This is a genomic window from Thalassovita gelatinovora (assembly GCF_001458355.1).
Taxonomy (GTDB): Bacteria; Pseudomonadota; Alphaproteobacteria; order Rhodobacterales; family Rhodobacteraceae; genus Thalassobius; species Thalassobius gelatinovorus.
The window spans coordinates 479,561-499,560 of the sequence record NZ_CYSA01000015.1; the positions used below are offsets into that span (position 1 = coordinate 479,561).

The 20,000-nt window shown below is 59.4% G+C and carries 13 protein-coding genes; 6 read left to right on the forward strand and 7 right to left on the reverse strand.

Annotation, left to right across the window (positions count from 1 at the left end; all coding sequences use genetic code 11):
* Positions 1–15 precede the first annotated feature (15 nt).
* Positions 16–5,451 (forward strand): alpha-2-macroglobulin family protein, encoded by a 5,436-nt coding sequence (locus TG4357_RS07035; protein WP_058262147.1) that lies wholly within the window; start codon positions 16–18, stop codon positions 5,449–5,451.
* Positions 5,448–7,484 carry a penicillin-binding protein 1C gene (gene pbpC, locus TG4357_RS07040; protein WP_058262148.1) on the forward strand — a complete coding sequence of 679 codons (2,037 nt, stop codon included), beginning with the start codon at positions 5,448–5,450 and terminating at the stop codon, positions 7,482–7,484. Before TG4357_RS07035 ends, pbpC begins: the two co-directional genes overlap by 4 nt.
* A gap of 80 nt (positions 7,485–7,564) precedes the next feature.
* On the opposite strand, the gene TG4357_RS07045 is transcribed toward pbpC, so the two are convergent.
* Both TG4357_RS07045 and TG4357_RS07050 read right to left on the reverse strand, forming a co-directional pair.
* Positions 7,565–8,740, reverse strand: coding sequence for an acetyl-CoA C-acyltransferase family protein (locus TG4357_RS07045; protein WP_058262149.1), 1,176 nt, complete (start codon positions 8,738–8,740; stop codon positions 7,565–7,567).
* Between the two features lie 96 nt (positions 8,741–8,836).
* Positions 8,837–9,565 (reverse strand): metallophosphoesterase family protein, encoded by a 729-nt coding sequence (locus TG4357_RS07050; protein ID WP_058262150.1) that lies wholly within the window; start codon positions 9,563–9,565, stop codon positions 8,837–8,839.
* A gap of 402 nt (positions 9,566–9,967) precedes the next feature.
* Here TG4357_RS07050 and TG4357_RS07055 point away from each other — a divergent pair, with 402 nt between their 5' ends.
* The gene (locus tag TG4357_RS07055) at positions 9,968–10,342 is read left to right on the forward strand and encodes a hypothetical protein (protein WP_058262151.1); all 375 of its coding nucleotides are present in this window, start codon (positions 9,968–9,970) and stop codon (positions 10,340–10,342) included.
* Between the two features lie 59 nt (positions 10,343–10,401).
* Here the strand turns inward: TG4357_RS07055 and serA are convergent, their stop codons facing one another.
* Both serA and TG4357_RS07065 read right to left on the reverse strand, forming a co-directional pair.
* Positions 10,402–11,997 carry a phosphoglycerate dehydrogenase gene (gene serA / locus TG4357_RS07060; protein ID WP_058262152.1) on the reverse strand — a complete coding sequence of 532 codons (1,596 nt, stop codon included), beginning with the start codon at positions 11,995–11,997 and terminating at the stop codon, positions 10,402–10,404.
* A gap of 103 nt (positions 11,998–12,100) precedes the next feature.
* Positions 12,101–13,246 (reverse strand): phosphoserine transaminase, encoded by a 1,146-nt coding sequence (locus TG4357_RS07065; RefSeq protein WP_058262153.1) that lies wholly within the window; start codon positions 13,244–13,246, stop codon positions 12,101–12,103.
* A 157-nt stretch (positions 13,247–13,403) separates the two neighbouring features.
* Here TG4357_RS07065 and serB point away from each other — a divergent pair, with 157 nt between their 5' ends.
* Complete coding sequence (gene serB, locus TG4357_RS07070) at positions 13,404–14,282, forward strand: phosphoserine phosphatase SerB (protein ID WP_058262154.1); 879 nt, start codon at positions 13,404–13,406, stop codon at positions 14,280–14,282.
* Between the two features lie 255 nt (positions 14,283–14,537).
* Entirely contained in the window at positions 14,538–14,852 is a 315-nt protein-coding gene (locus TG4357_RS07075; protein WP_058262155.1) for a YciI family protein, read from the forward strand.
* A gap of 190 nt (positions 14,853–15,042) precedes the next feature.
* Here TG4357_RS07075 and TG4357_RS07080 read toward each other — a convergent pair whose 3' ends face one another.
* Positions 15,043–16,332, reverse strand: coding sequence for a lytic murein transglycosylase (locus TG4357_RS07080; protein ID WP_058262156.1), 1,290 nt, complete (start codon positions 16,330–16,332; stop codon positions 15,043–15,045).
* A gap of 128 nt (positions 16,333–16,460) precedes the next feature.
* Here TG4357_RS07080 and TG4357_RS07085 point away from each other — a divergent pair, with 128 nt between their 5' ends.
* The gene (locus TG4357_RS07085) at positions 16,461–16,880 is read left to right on the forward strand and encodes a DUF1801 domain-containing protein (protein ID WP_058262157.1); all 420 of its coding nucleotides are present in this window, start codon (positions 16,461–16,463) and stop codon (positions 16,878–16,880) included.
* Here the strand turns inward: TG4357_RS07085 and rnr are convergent.
* Together rnr and TG4357_RS07095 are read right to left on the reverse strand one after the other, a co-directional pair.
* A complete protein-coding gene (rnr, locus tag TG4357_RS07090) occupies positions 16,861–19,116 on the reverse strand; it encodes a ribonuclease R (RefSeq protein ID WP_058262158.1) in 2,256 nt (751 codons plus the stop codon). The two genes, TG4357_RS07085 and rnr, sit on opposite strands and share 20 nt — an antisense overlap.
* Before the next feature lie 134 nt (positions 19,117–19,250).
* Positions 19,251–19,910, reverse strand: coding sequence for a TetR/AcrR family transcriptional regulator (locus TG4357_RS07095; RefSeq protein WP_058262159.1), 660 nt, complete (start codon positions 19,908–19,910; stop codon positions 19,251–19,253).
* Between the last annotated feature and the right edge of the window lie 90 nt (positions 19,911–20,000).

Below are 20,000 nucleotides of genomic sequence, written 5' to 3' on the forward strand. Positions count from 1 at the left end.
TTAAGGAGCAGTTTGATGCACCGTGTTCTTTATGCGCTTCTTGCCATTGCCTGTCTGGTCACAACCGCATTTGCCGCAGATGAAGTCCCAAATCGCCGCTTGGTTCTGACCCGCGATGTCGATTTCTACGGCTCAGACCTGCAAGCGTTTTTTGATACCGATTACGACGCCTGCGAACGGCTTTGCTTGTCAGACCCGAATTGCAAGGCATTCACCTTCAATCAACGCTCCAACGCCTGTTTCCCGAAATCCGACATTTCCGACCGGCAACCTTATGAAGGCGCATGGTCAGGGGAAATCTTCGACACCCCCGTTCGATTGATCGAAGCCGCCACCGCCCGCGCCACAGCCGCGCCGTTTCTGGGTCAGAATGATATCCAAACCGCACGCAACCAGGCACAGAAAATCGGTTGGACCCATCCGTCGGGGCAATACGCTCTCGATGCGCTGTTGAGTGCGGCGCAAGACCGACGTCAACAGAAGGATTGGCTGAACGCGATGCGCTGGATGGGCGGGGCGGTTTCGCACAGCGATCAGGCCGACCAATGGCTGGAATATGCCCGCCTATCCTTGCTTGCCGCCGCGGACAGCAAAGACAACAAGACGAAATACCAACGCCGCGCCCTGTCGGCAGCGATCAATGCTTATCTTCGGGCCGATAGCCCCGCGCTGGCTGCAAACAGCTTGCAGATGCTGGCCGAAACCTTCGACGCCAACAATCGGGGCCGCGACATGATACCGGCGCTGCGTCTTGCGCTGGAAAACCAACCGAATTGGGATGAATTGAACATCGCACTGGACAATGCGATTGGCAGATACGGTTTTCGTATCACCGAACATGCGGTTGAAAGCGACAGCGCTGCACCCCGCATCTGTGCTGAATTTTCCGAAACCCTGATCAAGACCGGGCTGGATTACACCCCTTTCGTCAAACTGCCCGCCGCCGATATGGCGGTGATGGCCAGCGGCAACCGGCTGTGCGTTGATGGCGTAGATCACGGTCAACGCTACAGCGTGACTTTCCGCGAAGGCCTGCCGGCAGCCAGCGGCGAAACGATGGCGAAGGATGTGACAATCACCCAATACGTACGCGACAGGACTCCAAGCGTGCGCTTTTCCGGCCGCGCTTATGTGCTGCCGAAATCGCCCGATGCGGCGCTGCCTGTGGAAACGGTGAATATCGACACTTTGGATATGGTGTTGCGTCAGGTCAGCGACCGCAACATGCTGCGCGCCTTTCAGGGCAGCTATTTCGGGCGTCCGTTGAATTACTGGGAATTGCAGGATTTCAGCGACAATATTGCAGAAACGGTTTGGCAAGGCAAAGGCGAGGTTCACAATGAACTGAACCGGGACATGACCACCCGTCTTCCGATGGGCGATATCATCGCCGATCTGCCCGCAGGCATCTATGCGCTGTCGGCGCAGGTACCGGGGGCCGATCCCTATGAAGACCCGCTGGCAACGCAATGGTTCGTTCTGTCCGATCTAGGCGTTACCACGCTTGGCGGCGTGGATGGGTTGCATGTTTTCGTGCGTGGTCTGGGAGATGCTGCGCCGATTGCCGGGGCCAAGGCAACGCTGATTTCGCAATCGAACCGGGTATTGGGTGAAGTGGAAACCGATATGCAGGGACATGCCCTGTTTGCGCCGGGATTGACCCGGGGGGTGGGGGCGGTTGCCCCGGCCTTGGTCACCGTGGCGCAAGGGGACACCGACTTGACCTTCCTGTCGCTGAAGGACCCGGCCTTTGACCTGTCCGACCGCGGCGTGGAAGGGCGAGAACCCAGCCCGCCAATCGATGTTTTCCTGACCACTGATCGCGGTGCTTATCGCGCCGGTGAAACCATCCATGCAACGGTACTCGCCCGCGATGGCATAGCTGCGGCAATTCCGGGCCTGCCGGTCACCGCGATTTTGACCCGTCCCGACGGGGTGGAATATACCCGCCATCTTTCTGCTGAAGACAACGCTGGCGGTCATGTCTTTGCCTTCGATCTGGGCCAGACCGTGCCGCGCGGATCCTGGCGTCTGGATATCAAGGCCGATGTGGATCAATCTGCATTGGCAAGCCAAACCGTTCTGGTCGAAGATTTCCTGCCCGAACGGATCGATTTCGCCCTGTCCCTGCCCGACTACGACCTGCATCCCGGCGACAGCCCGCCACTCAGGATCGAAGCGAAATACCTGTTCGGAGCCCCCGCAGGCGCGCTGCCGGTCGATGGATCCGTGACCCTGACAGAAGCGAAAGAGTTGAAAGACTATCCCGGCTACCATTTTGGCCGACAAGACGAAGGCATCATTCGGCAGACCGAATTTTTTGGTGGCGGTGATACCGATGCGCAGGGCGTTGCGGTGCTGCCGGTCTCTTTGCCCGCGATGGAAACCGCAGACCGTCCGCTTGAAGCGCATATTCAGGTCAGCCTGTCCGAAGGATCGGGCCGTCCGGTCGAACGCCGCCTGACCCGCGCCCTTGCTCCGGCCAAGCCGATCATCGGCATCAAGCAGATGTTCGACGGTGTGGTGCCCGAAGGCAGCGAAGCACAGCTACAAGTGATTGCGCTGGGTCCGGACCTGAAACAGATCGATATGCCGGTGCGCTGGACCCTGAACCGCGTCAGCCATCGTTATCAGTGGTATCAGCAATGGGGAAGCTGGAACTGGGAACCGATCATCACCCGCAAACCCATCGCCAGCGGTGAAGCCCGGCTAAGCGATATCCCACTCGTGCTGAGTGCGCCGGTCGATTGGGGCAATTACGAACTGGTAGTGGAACGTCAGGGCGGCGAGTATGTCTCGGCATCGAGCAGCTTCTATGCCGGATGGTACGCGCCTGCCGATACCAGCACCACGCCCGATACGTTGGAATTGTCTTTGGATAAGCCGAATTACCGCAGCGGCGACACCGCGCAATTGCGGCTGGTGCCGCGCTATGCCGGACAGGCCTTGGTCACGGTGATGTCGAACCGTGTGATTGCAATGAAAGCGGTAGAAGTCCAGGAAGGTGAAAATCTGATCCCGCTTGAGGTGACTGACGATTGGGGGGCCGGGGCCTATGTCTCCGCGACCGTGATCCGCCCGATGGATATCGCTGCGGGCCATAATCCGGCACGGTCTTTGGGGCTGAGCTATGCCAAGCTCGATCCGGGCATGAAGCAATTGGATCTGCAGTTGGTTGCCCCGACCGAAGCCGATCCGCGTGGCACCTTGACCGCCGCGATCGAAGTGGCCGGCGGTGCCCCCGGCGAAACCGCCTATGTCACTGTGTCGGCGGTCGATGTGGGCATCCTGAACCTGACCGGATTTCAAAGCCCCGATCCGTCTGATCACTATTTCGGTCAGCGGCGTCTGGGCGTTGAAATCCGCGATCTTTACGGTCGATTGATCGACGGTATGAACGGGGCATTGGGGCAGGTGCGCTCCGGTGGCGATGCCGCCAGCAGCGCCCGGTTCCAATCACCACCACCGACCGAAGAACTGGTCGCCTATTTCACCGGACCTGTACAGGTTGGTCCCGATGGAAAGGCCGAGGTTAGTTTTGATCTGCCCGCTTTCAATGGCACTGTGCGGCTGATGGCCGTGGCGTGGTCGCAGACCGCTGTCGGTCAGGCCGAAGCGAATGTTTTGGTGCGCGATCCGGTGGTGGTCACCGCCAGCCTGCCGCGTTTCCTGTCGCCGGGCGATCACAGCAGGTTGCTGTTGGAAATCGTCCACGCCACCGGTCCGGCAGGTCGGATGGGATTGGATGTCACGGCAGATGGCGTTGCGCTGAATACCAGCGAAATACCATCCAGTGTCACCCTGACCGACAAGGGCAAGGCGGTGCTGAGCCTGCCGGTGACGGCGGGCGAAGTCGGCGATCATAGCATCCGCGTGGCCCTGACCACGCCGGATGGCAAGCAATTGGTCAAGGATCTAACGCTGGGTGTGCGCAACAACGATCCGGCCGTGTCGAAAACGCAGCGATTTGCGCTGGACGCTGGCAAGACCTTTACGCTGGACGACAATGTCTTTGCCGGGTTGCGGCCGGGGACCGGATCGGCGGTGGTTTCGGCCGGGCCTCTGGCCAAGCTTGACGCGCCAGCGCTTTTGGCCGCGCTTGACCGCTACCCCTATGGCTGCACCGAACAGGTGACCAGTCAGGCGATGCCACTTCTCTATCTCGGTCAGCTTAACGAAGCGCTGGGACTTGGCGGGCGCGACCGGATACAACGCCGGGTCGATCAGGCGGTGGAAAAAATTCTGACGCGGCAGGCCAGCAATGGCGGGTTCGGGTTGTGGCGTGCGGAATCGGGGGATTTCTGGCTCGATGCCTATGTGTCCGATTTCCTCAGCCGGGCGCAGACCGAAGGGTATGACATGCCCGATCTGGCGTTCCGCATGGCAATGGACAACCTGCGCAACCGGGTCAACTATGCCCCCGATTTCGACACGGGCGGCAGCGATCTGGCCTATGCGCTGATGGTGCTGGCGCGCGAAGGTGCGGCCTCGATGGGGGATCTGCGTTATTATGCGGATGTGAAAGGCGATGCCTTCTCGACACCGCTGGCAGCGGCACAGCTTGGGGCGGCTTTGGCCTCTTACGGCGATCAGACACGGGCCGATGCGATGTTCACCCGGGCGGCCCAGATGATGACCAAGCGCAGAGGCGAAGACGCCGCGGTCTGGCGGGTCGATTACGGCAGCAATCTGCGCGATGCAGCGGGGCTTCTGTCTTTGGCGACAGAAGCAGGCAGCGCCGCCGTGGACCGCGATGCGCTGATAAGCCGGATCGGGTCAGCGGGTCGGTCGATGTCGACCCAAGAAGCCGCATGGTCGCTGCTGGCAGCCAAAGCTTTGGTTCAAGACCCGTCAATGTCCGGGCTGGAACTGAACGGTAAGCCGGTCCAAGGTCCATTCGCACGGCTGATTGCGGATCAGATCGGCGCGCAGCCGATGGCAATCCGCAATGTATCCGGCGCGGCAACGCCGATCACCCTGACCACCACCGGCGTGCCGGAAGGCGAGGTCGAAGCCGCTGGCTATGGGTACCGGATTGACCGGTTTTATTACAACATGGAAGGTCAGCAAATCATGCCTGATCAGGTCGCAACCGGTTCCCGGCTGGTGACGGTTGTCAAAGTGACGGCATTCGAAGATGGCGGCGCGCGGCTGATGGTAAACGATCCACTGCCCGCAGGGTTCGAGATCGACAATCCCAACCTGTTGCGTCAGGGCGATATCAGGGCGCTAGATTGGCTTGACCCGGCTTGGGCCGAATACAGCGAATTCCGCGCGGATCGCTTCTTGGCTGCGGTCGACCTGCGCAAGGGCGGCAATTTCGAACTGGCCTATATCGTGCGTGCGATTTCACCGGGCGAATTCCATCACCCGGCGGCGACGGTCGAAGACATGTACCGGCCGCAATACCGCGCCAATACAGCGTCTGGACGGGTGCGGATCGCGGAATGAAACGGATTTGGCCCGTGTTTCTGGTGGTGGCCCTGCTGGCCGGGGCCGGTCTACGCGATGGGGTCGATCACTGGGTTGCGCGGACCGTATTGCCGCCGCTGATCGTGGACAGTTCGGTCGAGCTGCGGGATCGCAAGGGTGAATTGCTGCGCGCCTATACGGTGGCCGATGGTTTGTGGCGCCTGCCGGTGTCGCGGACGGATGTGGATGCGCGCTATATCGACATGTTGCTGGCATATGAGGACAAACGGTTCTGGCAGCATGGCGGCGTCGATCTGCGCGCACTAACACGGTCGGCGCTACAGGCATTGTGGCATGGCCGGATCGTTTCGGGGGGGTCGACCCTGTCGATGCAGGTGGCGCGTTTGCTGGAAAATGGCGGCACCGGGGCTTGGGCTGGCAAGCTGCGGCAGATGCGGGTGGCGCTGGCGCTGGAACGCCGGGCTGGCAAGGCGGCGATCCTTGACCTTTATCTTCAACTGGCTCCGTTTGGCGGCAATATCGAAGGGGTGCGCGCAGCGTCCCTCAGCTATTTCGGCAAGGAACCCGCACGTCTGAACCCGGCGCAGGCGGCCTTGTTGGTCGCCCTGCCGCAATCGCCCGAAACCCGGCGCCCGGACCGCCATCCACAAGCGGCTTTGGCGGCGCGGCAACGGGTGATGCAGCGGGCGTTGCAGAACGGTGTGTTGAAACCAGAGGACATCACTGCCGCAGCTTATGATCCGGTGCCGCATCAACGTCGTAGTTTTCCGGCGCTGGCCCCACATGCGGCGGATCATGCCCGGGCCCGGATGCCAGATCGTCAAAGGCTGACCCTGACGCTGGACGCCGGGTTGCAGGCCCGGCTGGAAGACTTGGCAGATCTATCATTGCGCGGCAAATCCGAGCGGTTGTCGATCGCGATTCTGGTCGCCGATCATCGCAGCGGCGAAATTCTGGCATCGGTGGGATCGCGGCGCTATGCGCCGGGGCGCGGACAGGGGTTCATCGACATGACCCAGGCGCTCAGATCACCGGGATCGACATTAAAACCGCTGGTCTATGGGCTGGGATTCGACCAGGGGCTGATCCATCCCGACACGTTGATAAATGACCGTCCGGTCGCGTTCGGGGCCTATGCGCCGCAGAATTTCGATGGTCATTTTCGCGGTGAAATCAAAGTATCGCGAGCGTTGCAGAAATCGCTGAATATCCCCGTTGTGCTGCTGACCGAAGAAATCGGTCCGGGCCGGTTGATGGCGGCGCTGCGCCGGTCCGGCGCGGAACCGGTGATCCCGGGCGGCAAGCCCGGCTTGGCAGTAGCGTTGGGCGGGATCGGGATCACGTTGCATGATCTGGTGCAGCTTTATGCGGGGTTGGCCAATAGCGGCAAAGCGGTGCAGTTGCACATCGAAACGCAGGAAACTGAGAACAGCGCAAGGATCGTCAGCCGCTCCGCGGCATGGCAGGTCGGTCATATCTTGTCGGGGCTTGTTCCGCCTGACGGTGCGCCACGCAATCATCTGGCCTATAAGACAGGCACCTCATATGGTCATCGCGATGCCTGGGCGGTCGGGTATGATGGCGGGCATGTGATCGGGGTCTGGATCGGACGGCCGGAGGGAACGCCGGTGCCTGGTGCCTTTGGCGGCGATCTGGCCGCGCCGGTCTTATTCGAGGCGTTTCAGCGATTGAAGCCCATGCTCGATCCGCTCCCGCCGCCGCCGCCCGAAACGCTGATCCTTGGCACGGCAGATCTGCCGCAACCACTGCAGCGGTTTCGTGGCCGACATGCGGTATTCGCGGATGCCCCGGACGCGCCGAAACTGGCCTTTCCACCCGATGGTGCGCGATTGGCGTTGGACGGGGCAGGATTGACGATCAAGCTGCGCGATGGCGCCCCGCCGTTTACCGTTCTGGCGGATGGTGCTGCGGTCCTGACCGGGCAATATGGCCGACAGATCAATATAGGCCCCGTTGGCAACGGGTTCGTAAATCTGGCGGTGATTGATGCCAAAGGCCGGTCTGACCAAGTGCAATTGCAGATCGAATGATCCCAGCGGGGAAGAGGCGCGCTGCCCCTCTTCCCCGCCAGTTTTTTTTCAAACAGAAGAAGCTGTGATCAGATTTGAGATCACAGACGTTCGATGGCCAGCGCGATACCCTGACCACCGCCAATACACATGGTAATCAACGCTTTGGACCCACCGATACGGTCGAGTTCGTAAAGAGCTTTGATGGTGAGAAGCGCACCTGTCGCGCCAAGTGGATGGCCAAGTGCGATGGCGCCGCCATTGGGGTTCACCTTGGCCGGATCGAAGCCGAGCGCGTTGCCGACCGCGAGAGCCTGAGCAGCGAAGGCTTCGTTTGATTCGATCACGTCGAAATCACTGACTGACAGCCCGGTTTTCGCCATCAGGTTTTCCACGGCCTGAATTGGGCCGATGCCCATCACTTCGGGGCGAACGCCGGCATGCCCGTAGCCGAGGAGACGCGCCTTGGGTTTCAAACCTGCTTTTTCGGCGGCTTCGGCCCGGGCCAGAACCAAGGCGGCAGCACCATCATTGAGACCCGATGCGTTGCCCGCCGTCACTGCGCCATCCTTGCGGAAGGCCGGACGCAGGCCAGCCAACCCTTCGAGCGTAGAGGCTTTGGGGTGTTCATCAATGTCGAAATTCACCATGTCGCGCTTATGCTTTATCTCGACCGGAACAATTTGCGATTTGAAATGCCCCGCTTCGATCGCCGCTGCCGCGCGGTTCTGGCTTTCCATCGCGAAGGCATCCATGTCTTGGCGGCTGACCTGGTGTTCGTCGGCGACGTTTTCGGCGGTGACGCCCATATGGCCGGTGCCGAACGGGCAATTCAATGTCCCCAGCATCATGTCGACCGACTGGATGTCACCCATTTTTTGACCCCAGCGTTGCGAAGGCACAATATAAGGTGCGCGGGACATGTTTTCAGCGCCACCCGCGACGGCGAAATCGGCATCGCCCAGCATCAGGCTTTGGGCCGCCGATACGATCGCCTGTGCGCCGGAACCGCACAGCCGGTTCACGTTCATCGCCGGGGCACTGTCGGGAATGCCGGCTTCGATCGCCGCGACGCGACTGAGATACATGTCGCGCGGTTCGGTGTTGATCACATGGCCAAACACGACGTGACCAATCTGCGCCGCGTCGACACCCGAACGCGCCAAGGCTTCCTTGGTCGCGATCGCAGCTAGCTGGGTCGGCGGCACGCCCGCCAGCGATCCGCCGAAAGTGCCGATGGCAGTGCGCGCACCGTCCAGGATTACGATATCGGTCATTGTATTTCTCCCACTGAATGTTGTGGCAAAGCTAACGGATCATTGCAGCGATGACAGCGGAAACGTTCCGTCAAGTTGCGAGTTTGGTAGTTCTACCTATGACCCCAGTTTTTCGCGGCCAAACGGCGTCAGGGTCCAGGCCTTGCGCCCTTCGAATACCGCGGCAGTGATCGGTTGGCCATAACCGGCGCCACTGTCGAGATTGATCCGGTTGCCGTGATGTTCGGCGGTTGGCCGATGGGTATGACCATGCACCACCAGCCAAGGGTGCGGATCGGTGTAGTCAAGGAATTCGTTGCGTATCCAGATCAGATCCTGCGGGTCTTGCCGGTCGAGAGGGAGTTCAGGGCGGATGCCGGCATGAACGAACAGATAGTCACCCATTTCGCGGCTGAACGGGAGGGATTTCAAGAACTCCAGATGCCGATGCGGGACGCGTTCCAAACTGTCTTTCCACAAAATCTCCGGCGAGCGCTGTAAATCCTCCACCCCGTAAGAGCCCAATGTAGCGAGACCGCCAACCCGTTCGTTTGGCCAGCTCATGCCGGGACGCATGCGGTGGTGTTCCACGGTTCCGCTTTCTAGGAAGTTCCTGAACATCTCGTCGTGATTGCCGCGCAGCACGGCCCAATTCCGACCCGCTTCGATACCTGCCATCAGGCGATCGATCACGCTGCGGCTGTCAGGTCCGCGGTCAACCAGATCCCCAAGAAAGACGACCTGCGCATCCTCGCCACCATCCTTTTCGATCAGGTCGATGGCCCAATCCAGCTGATCCAGATACCCGTGGATATCGCCAACCGCATAAATCGGAGTGTCTTGCATGTCTTGTCCTCAGTGCTCGGCTTTTTTACGGAGGCTATCTTGGTTTTCATCTCTCTGAAAGGGCGCGCGGGGAATGGCGGGGTATACAATTGCTCAGCGCTCGGATTGAGCAACGAAGTGGTGCTGGAACGGTTCAACTGGGAATCGGGCCGGTATTTGCCCCCGGCGAGTACGGAAAAGCCAATTTGAGACTGGGTGATCAATCGGCGATGATGATAACATTTAGTTTACCGGGTGATTTTCTAAAGCTGACTTTAGGGAAAAGCCGAGAACATATTCAGCCTGCCCGGGAATTTCGGTGGGACCGAAAGTACAGGTAAACGTTACAAATTTGAATTTACCGGCCTGCCGCTGACGACGGAAATTTAACGAAGCAATAATTTCAGCAAGGAGAAAACGCGTATGAAAGGTGTATCGGTATATTTCATGATTCTGGCAGTTCTGTCAGTGATCGTCGGTATGGCATGGGGCATTCAGATGTCGGCATCGCACAATCATACTTTATCGCCAGCCCATGCCCATTTGAACTTGATCGGCTGGGTGTCCATGTCGATCTTTGCCTTTTACTACCACCTGATTCCAGAGGCGCAGGACGGGATACTGCCCAAGCTGCATCTGGCATCTTCGGTTTTGGGGTTGGTGGCCATCGTTCCAGGTATCGTCATGGCGCTGCGCCTGCGCGGTGAAACACTGGCCATCATCGGGTCAATTTTGACCTTGGTGTCGATGCTGCTGTTCTTGGTGGTTGTTTTAAAATCCGTACGCGCCAGAGCATGAACGTAAAAGGGCACCGCAAGATAGCATGCGGTGCCCTGTGGATTTGATCCGGACGAAGATCAGGCGACGTCGAAGGACAGCGGCTTGATCTGTTTGAACAGACCGGTCGCGGCCAGTTCATCCAGAACTTTCTGATCCACTTCACCGTCGACATATAGCAGGGCGATGGCTTCGCCACCCGCCTGTGCCCGGCCCAAGGTGAAGTTGGCGATGTTCACACCATTATCGCCCAGCACCCGGCCCAGCGTGCCGATAATGCCCGGCACGTCTTCGTTAGTGGTATAGAGCATGTGGCTCCCGACTTCGGCGTCGATATTGATGCCCTTGATCTGAATGAATCGCGGCTTGCCATCGCTGAACACGGTGCCCGCGATGGAGCGTTCGCGTTCCGGGGTGACTATAGTGACCTTAATGTAACCGTCAAATGCACCCGATTTGTCCTGATTGGTGGTCGAAATCTGAATGCCGCGTTCCTTGGCGACGACCGGAGCCGATACCATGTTCACGTCCGGGTTCACCTTTTTCATGATGCCCGCCACCACGGCGCAATTCAGCGCCGGCAGGTTCATGTCCGACACCACGCCGTCATAAAGGATGTTGATCGCCTTGATCGGCTCATCGGTCAGTTGACCGATATAGCTGCCCAGATGCCCGGCCAGAGCAACCCAGGGGCCCATGACCTTGGCTTCTTCAGCGGTCATCGACGGCATGTTCAGCGCATTTTCAACCGCGCCGTCCAGCAGGTAATTTGCCATCTGTTCGGCCACCTGAAGCGCCACGTTTTCCTGTGCTTCAGTCGTTGCCGCGCCCAGATGCGGCGTGCAGACCACGTTGGGCAAGTTGAACAGCGGGTTTTCCTTTGCCGGTTCTTCCGAGAACACATCGAAGGCGGCACCGGCGACATGGCCCGACTTCAACATTTCGGCCAGCGCAACTTCGTCGACCAGACCACCGCGGGCACAGTTGATGACACGCACGCCTTTCTTGGTCTTGGCCAGATTTTCCCGGCTCAGGATGTTGCGGGTGGTGTCTGTCAACGGCACGTGCAGGGTGATGAAATCGGCGCGTTCCAGCAACTCGTCCAATTCAACCTTTTCGACCTGCATCTTCTCGGCCTTTTCCTGGCTCAAGAAGGGGTCATACGCGATGACTTTCATTTTCAATCCGCGGGCGCGGTCGCAAACGATACCACCGATATTGCCGGCGCCGATCACACCCAGCGTCTTGTTGGTCAGCTCAACGCCCATGAATTTCGACTTTTCCCACTTGCCGGCATGGGTTGAAGCGCTGGCTTCAGGCAGCTGGCGGGCAGCGGCGAACATCATCGCGATGGCGTGTTCGGCGGTGGTAATCATGTTGCCAAACGGCGTGTTCATCACGATCACACCTTTTTTGCTCGCCGCTTCCTTGTCGACGTTGTCGGTGCCGATACCGGCGCGGCCGATCACTTTCAGCTTGTCGGCCTTTTCGAGGATGGCCGGGGTCACCTTGGTGGCCGAACGGATGGCAAGGCCATCATACTGACCGATGATTTCGGCCAGCTTGTCCTTGTCCTTGCCCACGTCGGGCAGGAAATCCACATCAATGCCGCGATCACGGAAGATCTGAACGGCGGTTTCGCTGAGTTTGTCGGAGACGAGTACTTTGGGAGCCATGTCATTGGTCCTTTTCAAAGAATGTAAGGGGGTGTTTGGCGGGCTGACGCCCGCCCTACCAATTCTGTTGCAAGCCGGGTTCACCCCGGCACATGGCGCGTGATCAAGCCTGAGCTTCGATCTCGGTCTGGAAGGCCCATTCAAGCCAGGGCAGCATCGCCTCGATATCCGAAGCTTCAACCGTGCCACCGCACCAGATGCGCAGACCTGCCGGAGCATCGCGATAGGCACCGATATCCAGCGCCGCGCCTTCGGCTTCCATCCGCTTGGCCACGGCCTTGGCGAAGGCTGCGCCGTCCTTGATCCGGTCGTCGGTGAACTTCAGGCAGACGGAGGTGTTCGACACGGTGGCCGGGTCATGGGCCAGGAAATCGATCCAGTCGTGCATTTCGACGAAATCGGCGATCGCCTTGGTGTTGGCGTTGGCGCGGCCGATCAGGCCCTGCAGCCCGCCGACTTCGCGGGCCCAGTCCAGCGCGACCAGGTAATCCTCGACCGCCAGCATCGAGGGCGTGTTGATGGTTTCGCCGCGGAAGATGCCTTCGATCAGCTTGCCGCCCTTGGTCAGGCGGAAGATCTTCGGCAGCGGCCATGCGGGGATATAGCTTTCCAGCCGTTCGACGGCGCGCGGGCTGAGGATCAGCATGCCGTGGGCCGCTTCGCCGCCCAGAACCTTCTGCCAGGAGAAGGTGGTCACGTCGAGCTTGTCCCAGGGCAGGTCCATCGCGAAAGCGGCCGAGGTGGCGTCGCAGATGGTCAGGCCGGCGCGGTCATCGGCGATCCAGTCGCCGTTCGGCACGCGCACGCCCGAGGTGGTGCCGTTCCAGGTGAACACGACATCGTTGTTGCAATCGACCGACGCCAGGTCGACGATTTCGCCGTATTCGGCGGTTTTCACTTCAGCGTCGAGTTTCAGCTGTTTCACCACGTCGGTGACCCAGCCCGAGCCGAAGCTTTCCCAGGCCAGCATCTCGACCTTGCGTTCGCCCAGAAGCGACCACAGGGCCATCTCGACCGCGCCGGTATCCGAGGCGGGAACGATGCCGATCTTGTAATCTGCGGGGATGCCCAGGATTTCGCGCGTGCCTTCGATGGCCGCTTTCAGCTTGTCCTTGCCCACGGCGGCGCGGTGCGACCGGCCCAGTGCGGCGTCGGCAAGCTTGTCCAGGGTGAATGTGGGGATCTTGGCGCAGGGGCCAGAGGAAAAACGCGGGTTTGCCGGCCGCGTTGCCGGTTGTTCAATAGCCATGAATGCTATCCTTCCAGATAAGCGCCTCTCGTTGGGGAGAGGTGTCCCGCCATCGCAAATAGTCGGCTTCATCCGCTTTCACAATGGTCAAAATGCCGCTATAGCGCCGCCTGACAGTCGAATTGCGACGCAAACAGCTACGATCGGAAACTTTCCCATGCATGTCGTAACCATTTTGAGCAATCCCAATGAACCGCATCTGGAAGCGTCGCTGCTTGATTCGCTGCGCAATGCCTGGGGCGGTGACGATGTGGTTTGGCTGGCGCCAAGTCAGGCTGCAGAATTTGAAATTCCACAGCTGCCTGACAACCGCTGGGATGTCTGGGGAGACGTGCAGCGCATGGGGCTGGACATGGTGGTGCAGCCAGTAGAGGGCCGGCAGAAGAAAATGCTGCTGGCCGATATGGACAGCACGATGATCCAACAGGAATGTATCGACGAATTGGCGGACGAGGCCGGGGTGGGAGAACGGGTGGCCTCGATCACCGCGCGGGCAATGAATGGCGAACTGGATTTCGAAGGGGCGCTGCTGGAACGGGTCGGGCTGCTGAAGGGTTTACAGGAAAGCGTGATCGACAAGGTTCTGGCGGACCGCATCACCCTGATGCCCGGCGGGCGCGAATTGATTGCCACGATGAAGGCAGCGGGTGGCTATGCCGCATTGGTTTCAGGTGGGTTCACGGCCTTCACCCGGCAAGTCGCCAAAGATCTGGGTTTCGATGAAAACCACGCCAATATCCTGCTGGTCGAGGACGGCGTCCTAACCGGCGACGTGGCCCGCCCGATCCTTGGCCGCGAAGCCAAGGTCGCGGCACTGGAACGGATTTCCAAGCATTTGCAGATCGAAGAATCAGACGTCATCGCGGTGGGCGACGGGGCTAATGATCTGGGCATGCTGGGGCGCGCTGGCACCGGTGTGGCGCTGCATGCCAAACCCACGGTAGCGGCGCAATGCGACGTGCGAATAAACTTTGGCGATCTGACCTCGCTGTTGTATATTCAAGGGTATGCCAAACACGAATTTGCCACCAGCTAGCAGTTGGCAATTGCGTCAAACGGCGCGTCTTTGAAATGTGGGGTCGCAAGCGGTCCGATCTACACCTTTTCCGCGTCTATTGATGAAACCCAACTGACTGTCATTGAGCAACGGATAAGGCGGGGCGAATTGCCCACCGGGACCCGGAATCACTTCTCGTCGTGACTCAGATTCCTGACCTGATCCAGTCTGGACCAACGGACGGCGCAAGCTGAGAGCGACACTATCTTCGAATGCCGATCAAGGAGGAATACAATGCCCAAATATATGTTCATATATCACGGCGGCGGCCGCCCCGAGACACCTGAAGAAGGTGAAAAGGTCATGAAAGCCTGGACCGATTGGATGGCCGGGATTGGGGCTGATCTGATCGATGGTGGAAATCCGGCAGGAATGTCGAAAACCGTTACCGTCGGCGGTGTCGACGACAATGGCGGATCGAACCCGGTGTCCGGCTATACGCTGATCAATGCCCCAGACATGAATGCCGCGGTTGCCATTGCGAAGCGTTGCCCGATACTGGACGCCGGCGAGGGGACCGTGGAAGTCGCCGAAGCGATGGAGATGTAAACCTGCTGCCCTACCCATCGGATAAACGGCTAGGGCTGTGCTGTTAGTATTTTCAGAACGGTGACATCAGGCCAGTAGATACTGCCATCGACCACGAAAGTGGCGGCGGCAATTGCATCTTATCGCCGGTGGGGAATTTCCCCCCGCCCTGAGAACGCGACAACAGAGTCACGCGGCGGGTTTTTGACAATCAGTTCCGCTTTAATTTTTTCAAAATGCTCAGCGATGCATAGCCATCAGGTTCCATCCCGATGGTGCGTTGATAGCCGCGCACCGCTTGGATCGTCAGTGGTCCGATCTTGCCATCGACGCCCTTGGTGTCAAAGCCCCGCCTGGTTAAAAGCTTCTGCATCTCCTTGCGTTCTGCAAAGGTCAGTGCCCGGTCACCGCGCGGCCAGTTTGATTGGATCTTCGGACCGCCTTTCAGCCGATCGCTGAGATGGCCGACACCGATCACATAGGCATCAGCGGTGTTGTAGCGTTCGATTACCGAAAAATTCTTGAAGATCAGGAAAGCCGCACCCTGCGCCCCCGCCGGCAGCAACACCGATGCCGCCCCGAAATCGCGCACCGGACGACCCTTCATGTCCGTCACGCCAAGCCGCGCCCAGTCCGATGGCATCTTCTGAATCTTGCGGTTCGCCAGTGCATAGTTGAAACCGCGCGGCAATTTCACTTCAACCCCCCAGGGTTGGCCTTTGGTCCAGCCGAACCGGGCCAGATACGCGGCCGTCGAGGCCAAGGCATCGGATGGATTATCCGACCAGATATCGCGCTTGCCGTCACCGGTGAAATCAACCGCATAGGCCAGATAGGATGACGGAATGAATTGGGTATGCCCCATTGCCCCGGCCCAACTGCCGGTCATATTTTTCGGGCTGGTATCACCTGATTGCAGAATTTTCAGCGCATCGATCAGCTGCTTTTCGAAAAACCGTCCGCGTCGACCGTCAAAGGCCAACGTAGCCAGTGCTTCAATCACGTTGATCGATCCGCGAAAACTGCCATAGGCGCTTTCCAATCCCCAGACGGCGGCGACGACTTCCTTATCGACGCCATATTTCGATTCGATCGCGCGCAGGGTGCGATCATGCTGACGCAGTGCCTTCTTGCCGTTCTGCACCCGTGTATCCGAAGCGGCGCTATCGAGATAGTCCCACAGCGTCTTGGTGAATTCCGATTGGTTACGGTCTTTCTGGATCACGTCGGCGTTATAGCGAACGCCGCGAAACGCCTGATCCAAGGTCCGGTTGCTGATCCCGGCGGCGCGGCCACGTTTGCGAAAGTCTTGTAGCCAGCGCTGAAAGCCCATGTTCTTGCTGGAAATCTGCGCCGCATCTCCGGCGATGGAAACCGCCTTTTCGGCAGGGACGCCAGACCGCAACTGCGGTCGCAGTGATTGATCCACCGGCGCCGCCATCGCCGTGTGAGACAGAATCATCAAACCCGCCACAGCGGTCAGAAATTTGCACATTTTCATTGCCCGAGCCCCGTTCTTTTACTGAACTTGATTGTGATGGTAGCCTGCAATTGCCGCATACGGAAGACGCCACCAGCAACCGAGCAAAATTTGGCAAAACCATGCTGAGAGAATGAAAGGACGGATATATGCCCGATTTTTCCGACGCCGCGGTGAAGGCGGCATTTGGGGCCTTCGCGCCAGAAGCACGGCGCGGGCTGATAGGGTTACGCCAATTGATCTTTGAAACGGCTGCGGACCTGCCCGAGGTGGGGACCGTGGAAGAAACGCTGCGCTGGGGTCAGCCCGCCTATCTGACCCCAGTCAGAAAATCGGGATCGACCTTGCGTTTGGGCGTGCCGAAATCGGGTGGTTTCGCGCTATATGCCCATTGCCAGACCACGATCATTTCCGCTTTCGCTGCGGCGTTCCCGGGGCAAGACCGGATCGAAGGCAATCGGGCGGTGCTGTTCGAGGATGCCAGCCAGATCGATCCCGACCGCCATACATTGCTGATCCGGCACGCGCTGACCTATCATCTCAGGCCAGTCAGCGGCGGGTCCGCTTGACCTTGCGTTTGACCCGGTCAGCCTTGCGCTTGGCATTGACCGCACGGCGCTTGGCTGGCTTGCCACGGCCATAGGACGGCCCTCGTGTCACCGCTTCACCATCCAAGCTGATCAGTTCCAGTGCGATACCGCCGGTGACCGGGGTGGCTTCAGTCAATTTTACCGTCACCCGTTGGCCCAGCGACAGGGTCAGGCCGGTATCGGACCCCATCAAGGTGCCTCTGTCGCGGTCGAAATGGAAATATTCATTGCCCAGAGACCGGATCGGTATCAACCCGTCCGCGCCGGTTTCGTCCAACCGGATGAACGCCCCGAATTTGGCGATACCGCTGATCCGGCCGGTGAATTCATTGCCGACCCGTTCCGACAGGAAGGCCGCCAGATACCGGTCGTTGGTGTCACGCTCCGCCATCATGGACCGGCGTTCGGTTTCGCTGATATGGGTGGCGGTCTGGTCCAGGACTTCCGCGTCGGCAGGGGTCAAACCGTCTTTGCCCCATTTATGCGCCGAAATCAGCGCCCGATGCACGATCAGGTCGGAATACCGCCGGATCGGCGATGTGAAATGCGCATATGCCTGCAAAGACAAGCCGAAATGGCCGAAATTGTCGGGGCTGTAATAGGCTTGTGTCATCGCCCGGAGCGTCGACATGTTGATCAGTTCGTCGTAATCGGTACCTTCCGCAGCGGCAAGAAGTTGGTTCAGGTGCCGGGTTTGCAACACCTGACCCTTGGCGAGGACCAGACCAGAAGCTTGGGCTGTTTCACGCAATGCATCCAGTTTTTCGGGGCTCGGTTCTTCGTGGACCCGGAACAACAGCGGCGATTTCCGACTGATCAGCGTTTCGGCGGCAGCAACATTGGCGAGGATCATGAATTCCTCGATCAGCTTGTGCGCATCGAGCCGGTCACGGAAATTGACGCTCAGCACCTTGCCTGCATCGCTCAGGATCACTTTGCGTTCCGGCAGGTCAAGATCCAGCGGCTGGCGACGGTTGCGGGCTTTGACCAGCAACGCATAGGCTTCGAACAGCGGATCGATCACGTCCTCCATCAAGGGGGCGCATTTGTCGTTCGGATTGCCGTCGCGGGCTTCTTGTACTTCCTGATAGTTCAGCGACGCGACCGACCGCATCAGCCCACGCACGAAGCGGTGGCCGATCTTATTCCCGGTGGCGTCGATCTGCATCCTTACCGCGATACAGGCACGCGGCACGCCTTCGTGCAGCGAACACAGATCACCCGACAACCGGTCGGGCAGCATCGGCACCACACGGTCAGGGAAATAGCTGGAATTGCCGCGCTTGCGCGCTTCGCGGTCCAAAGCGCCGCCGGAGGGTACGTAATGCGCCACATCAGCAATGGCGACCCAGATGATGTAACCGCCTTTGTTTTTAGGGTCGTCATCTTCATGCGCCCAACAGGCATCGTCATGATCGCGGGCATCGGCAGGGTCGATGGTGACCAGCGGCATGTCGCGCATATCTTCGCGTTCCGCCAGACCCGCCGGTTTCATCTTGTCGGCCTCAGCGATGACCTCGTCGGGGAAATCATCCGGGATGCCGTGTTGGTGAATCGCGATCAGAGACACCGCTTTGGGCGCTGAAGGGTCACCCAGCCGGGTCACGATCCGCGCCCGAGGCAGACCCATCCGGCCCTTGGGGCCGCTTTGTTCGGCTTCGACCAATTCGCCATCCTGTGCGCCACCGGTGGCACCGGTAGGGACCTGCCATTCCTTGCCGTCGCCTTTGTCGATCGGCAAGATGCGACCACCTTCAGCGGTTTTCTTGAACACGCCCAAGACCTTGTGCGGGTTGGTCCCGATCCGCCGGATCAGGCGTGCTTCGTAATGGTGGGCATCACCTTTCACTTCGGTCAATCTGCCAAGGATGCGGTCGCCTTCGCCCAAAGCGGGGTCCGAAGCGCGCGGAATCACCAGAATAACCGGTTCCTTGCCGTCCCCCTGCCATTCCATCGGTCGGGCAAAAAGATCACCATCGCCATCTGCCCCAGTGATCTGCAACACGCTGACCGGGGGCAATTTGTCCGGATCACGATAGGTCTTTTTGCGCTTTTGCAGATGGCCCTCGTCTTCAAGCTCTTTCAGGATGCGCTTGAGATCGATCCTCACAGCCCCTTTGATGCCAAAAGCCTTGGCGATATCGCGTTTCGAGGTGAGGGTCGGGTTGTCCGAAATCCATTGCAGGATTTCGTCCTTGTTTGGCAGCTTGCTCATGTCTCCTGCGTAGCACGCGATAACGGTGGCGTCACGTGGGAACCGCGCAGATTTCAGCGTATGCAAAGACCGTGTGTGGTCTGGGAAAGCAAAGGAAATCAGGATGGAAACTCCTGCCGCCCGGCAGAGCCATTTTATTCGATTGCCCGGGCCAGCCCGCCGCTACAGAAAGCCAAAAGCACGTTACGATATTCAAGTGGGGTCGCAGGACCGGGTTTGCCAGACAGAGCCTCGGCCCGGACGCTGCTTGCGACAATCGACAGCATGGATGACACCGTCAGGGTCAGAACGGTGGCCAGCACATGACGGTCTGCATTCGGTTTCAGTTCGATCATCGCATCCAGAAATTCGCGCGCAACCGGATCATAAAGTTCCCGCACTGCGGGATAGTAGCGATCATCCGACGCCAAACGGGCGACCAGTTGCGCATAGGCGCGCCATTGCGGATCACCGCGCGACGCGATGGTCAGATAGGGTGTGATATAGGCGTCGACCAGATCATCCAGCGTGTATCTTCCTGTCGTGCGCAACGCCTGTAGCGCTTCGCGCCGCAACTTGTTCAGGGCGTCGACTCGCCGGGCCAGAACGGTAAGGAAAAGGTCTTCCTTACTGCCGCCGTGGAATCCGACGACGCCAAGGGTAACACCGGATTCTGCGGCGATCTGGCGAATGGAAACCGCATCGAATCCAGTGGCCGCAAAGCAGCGTTCTGCAGCATCAAGCACTTTGACTCGTGTCACTTCCCCGCGGGCGACGCGCCCGTCCGAATGTGGTTTGTCTGCTTTTTGCGCCATGTCTGATCCGTGCCTTTCGCCGCTCAATCACAGGTTTTGACGAAGCCGTTGACTTTTTATACGTACGTACAGATAGTTTTCATAAGTTCA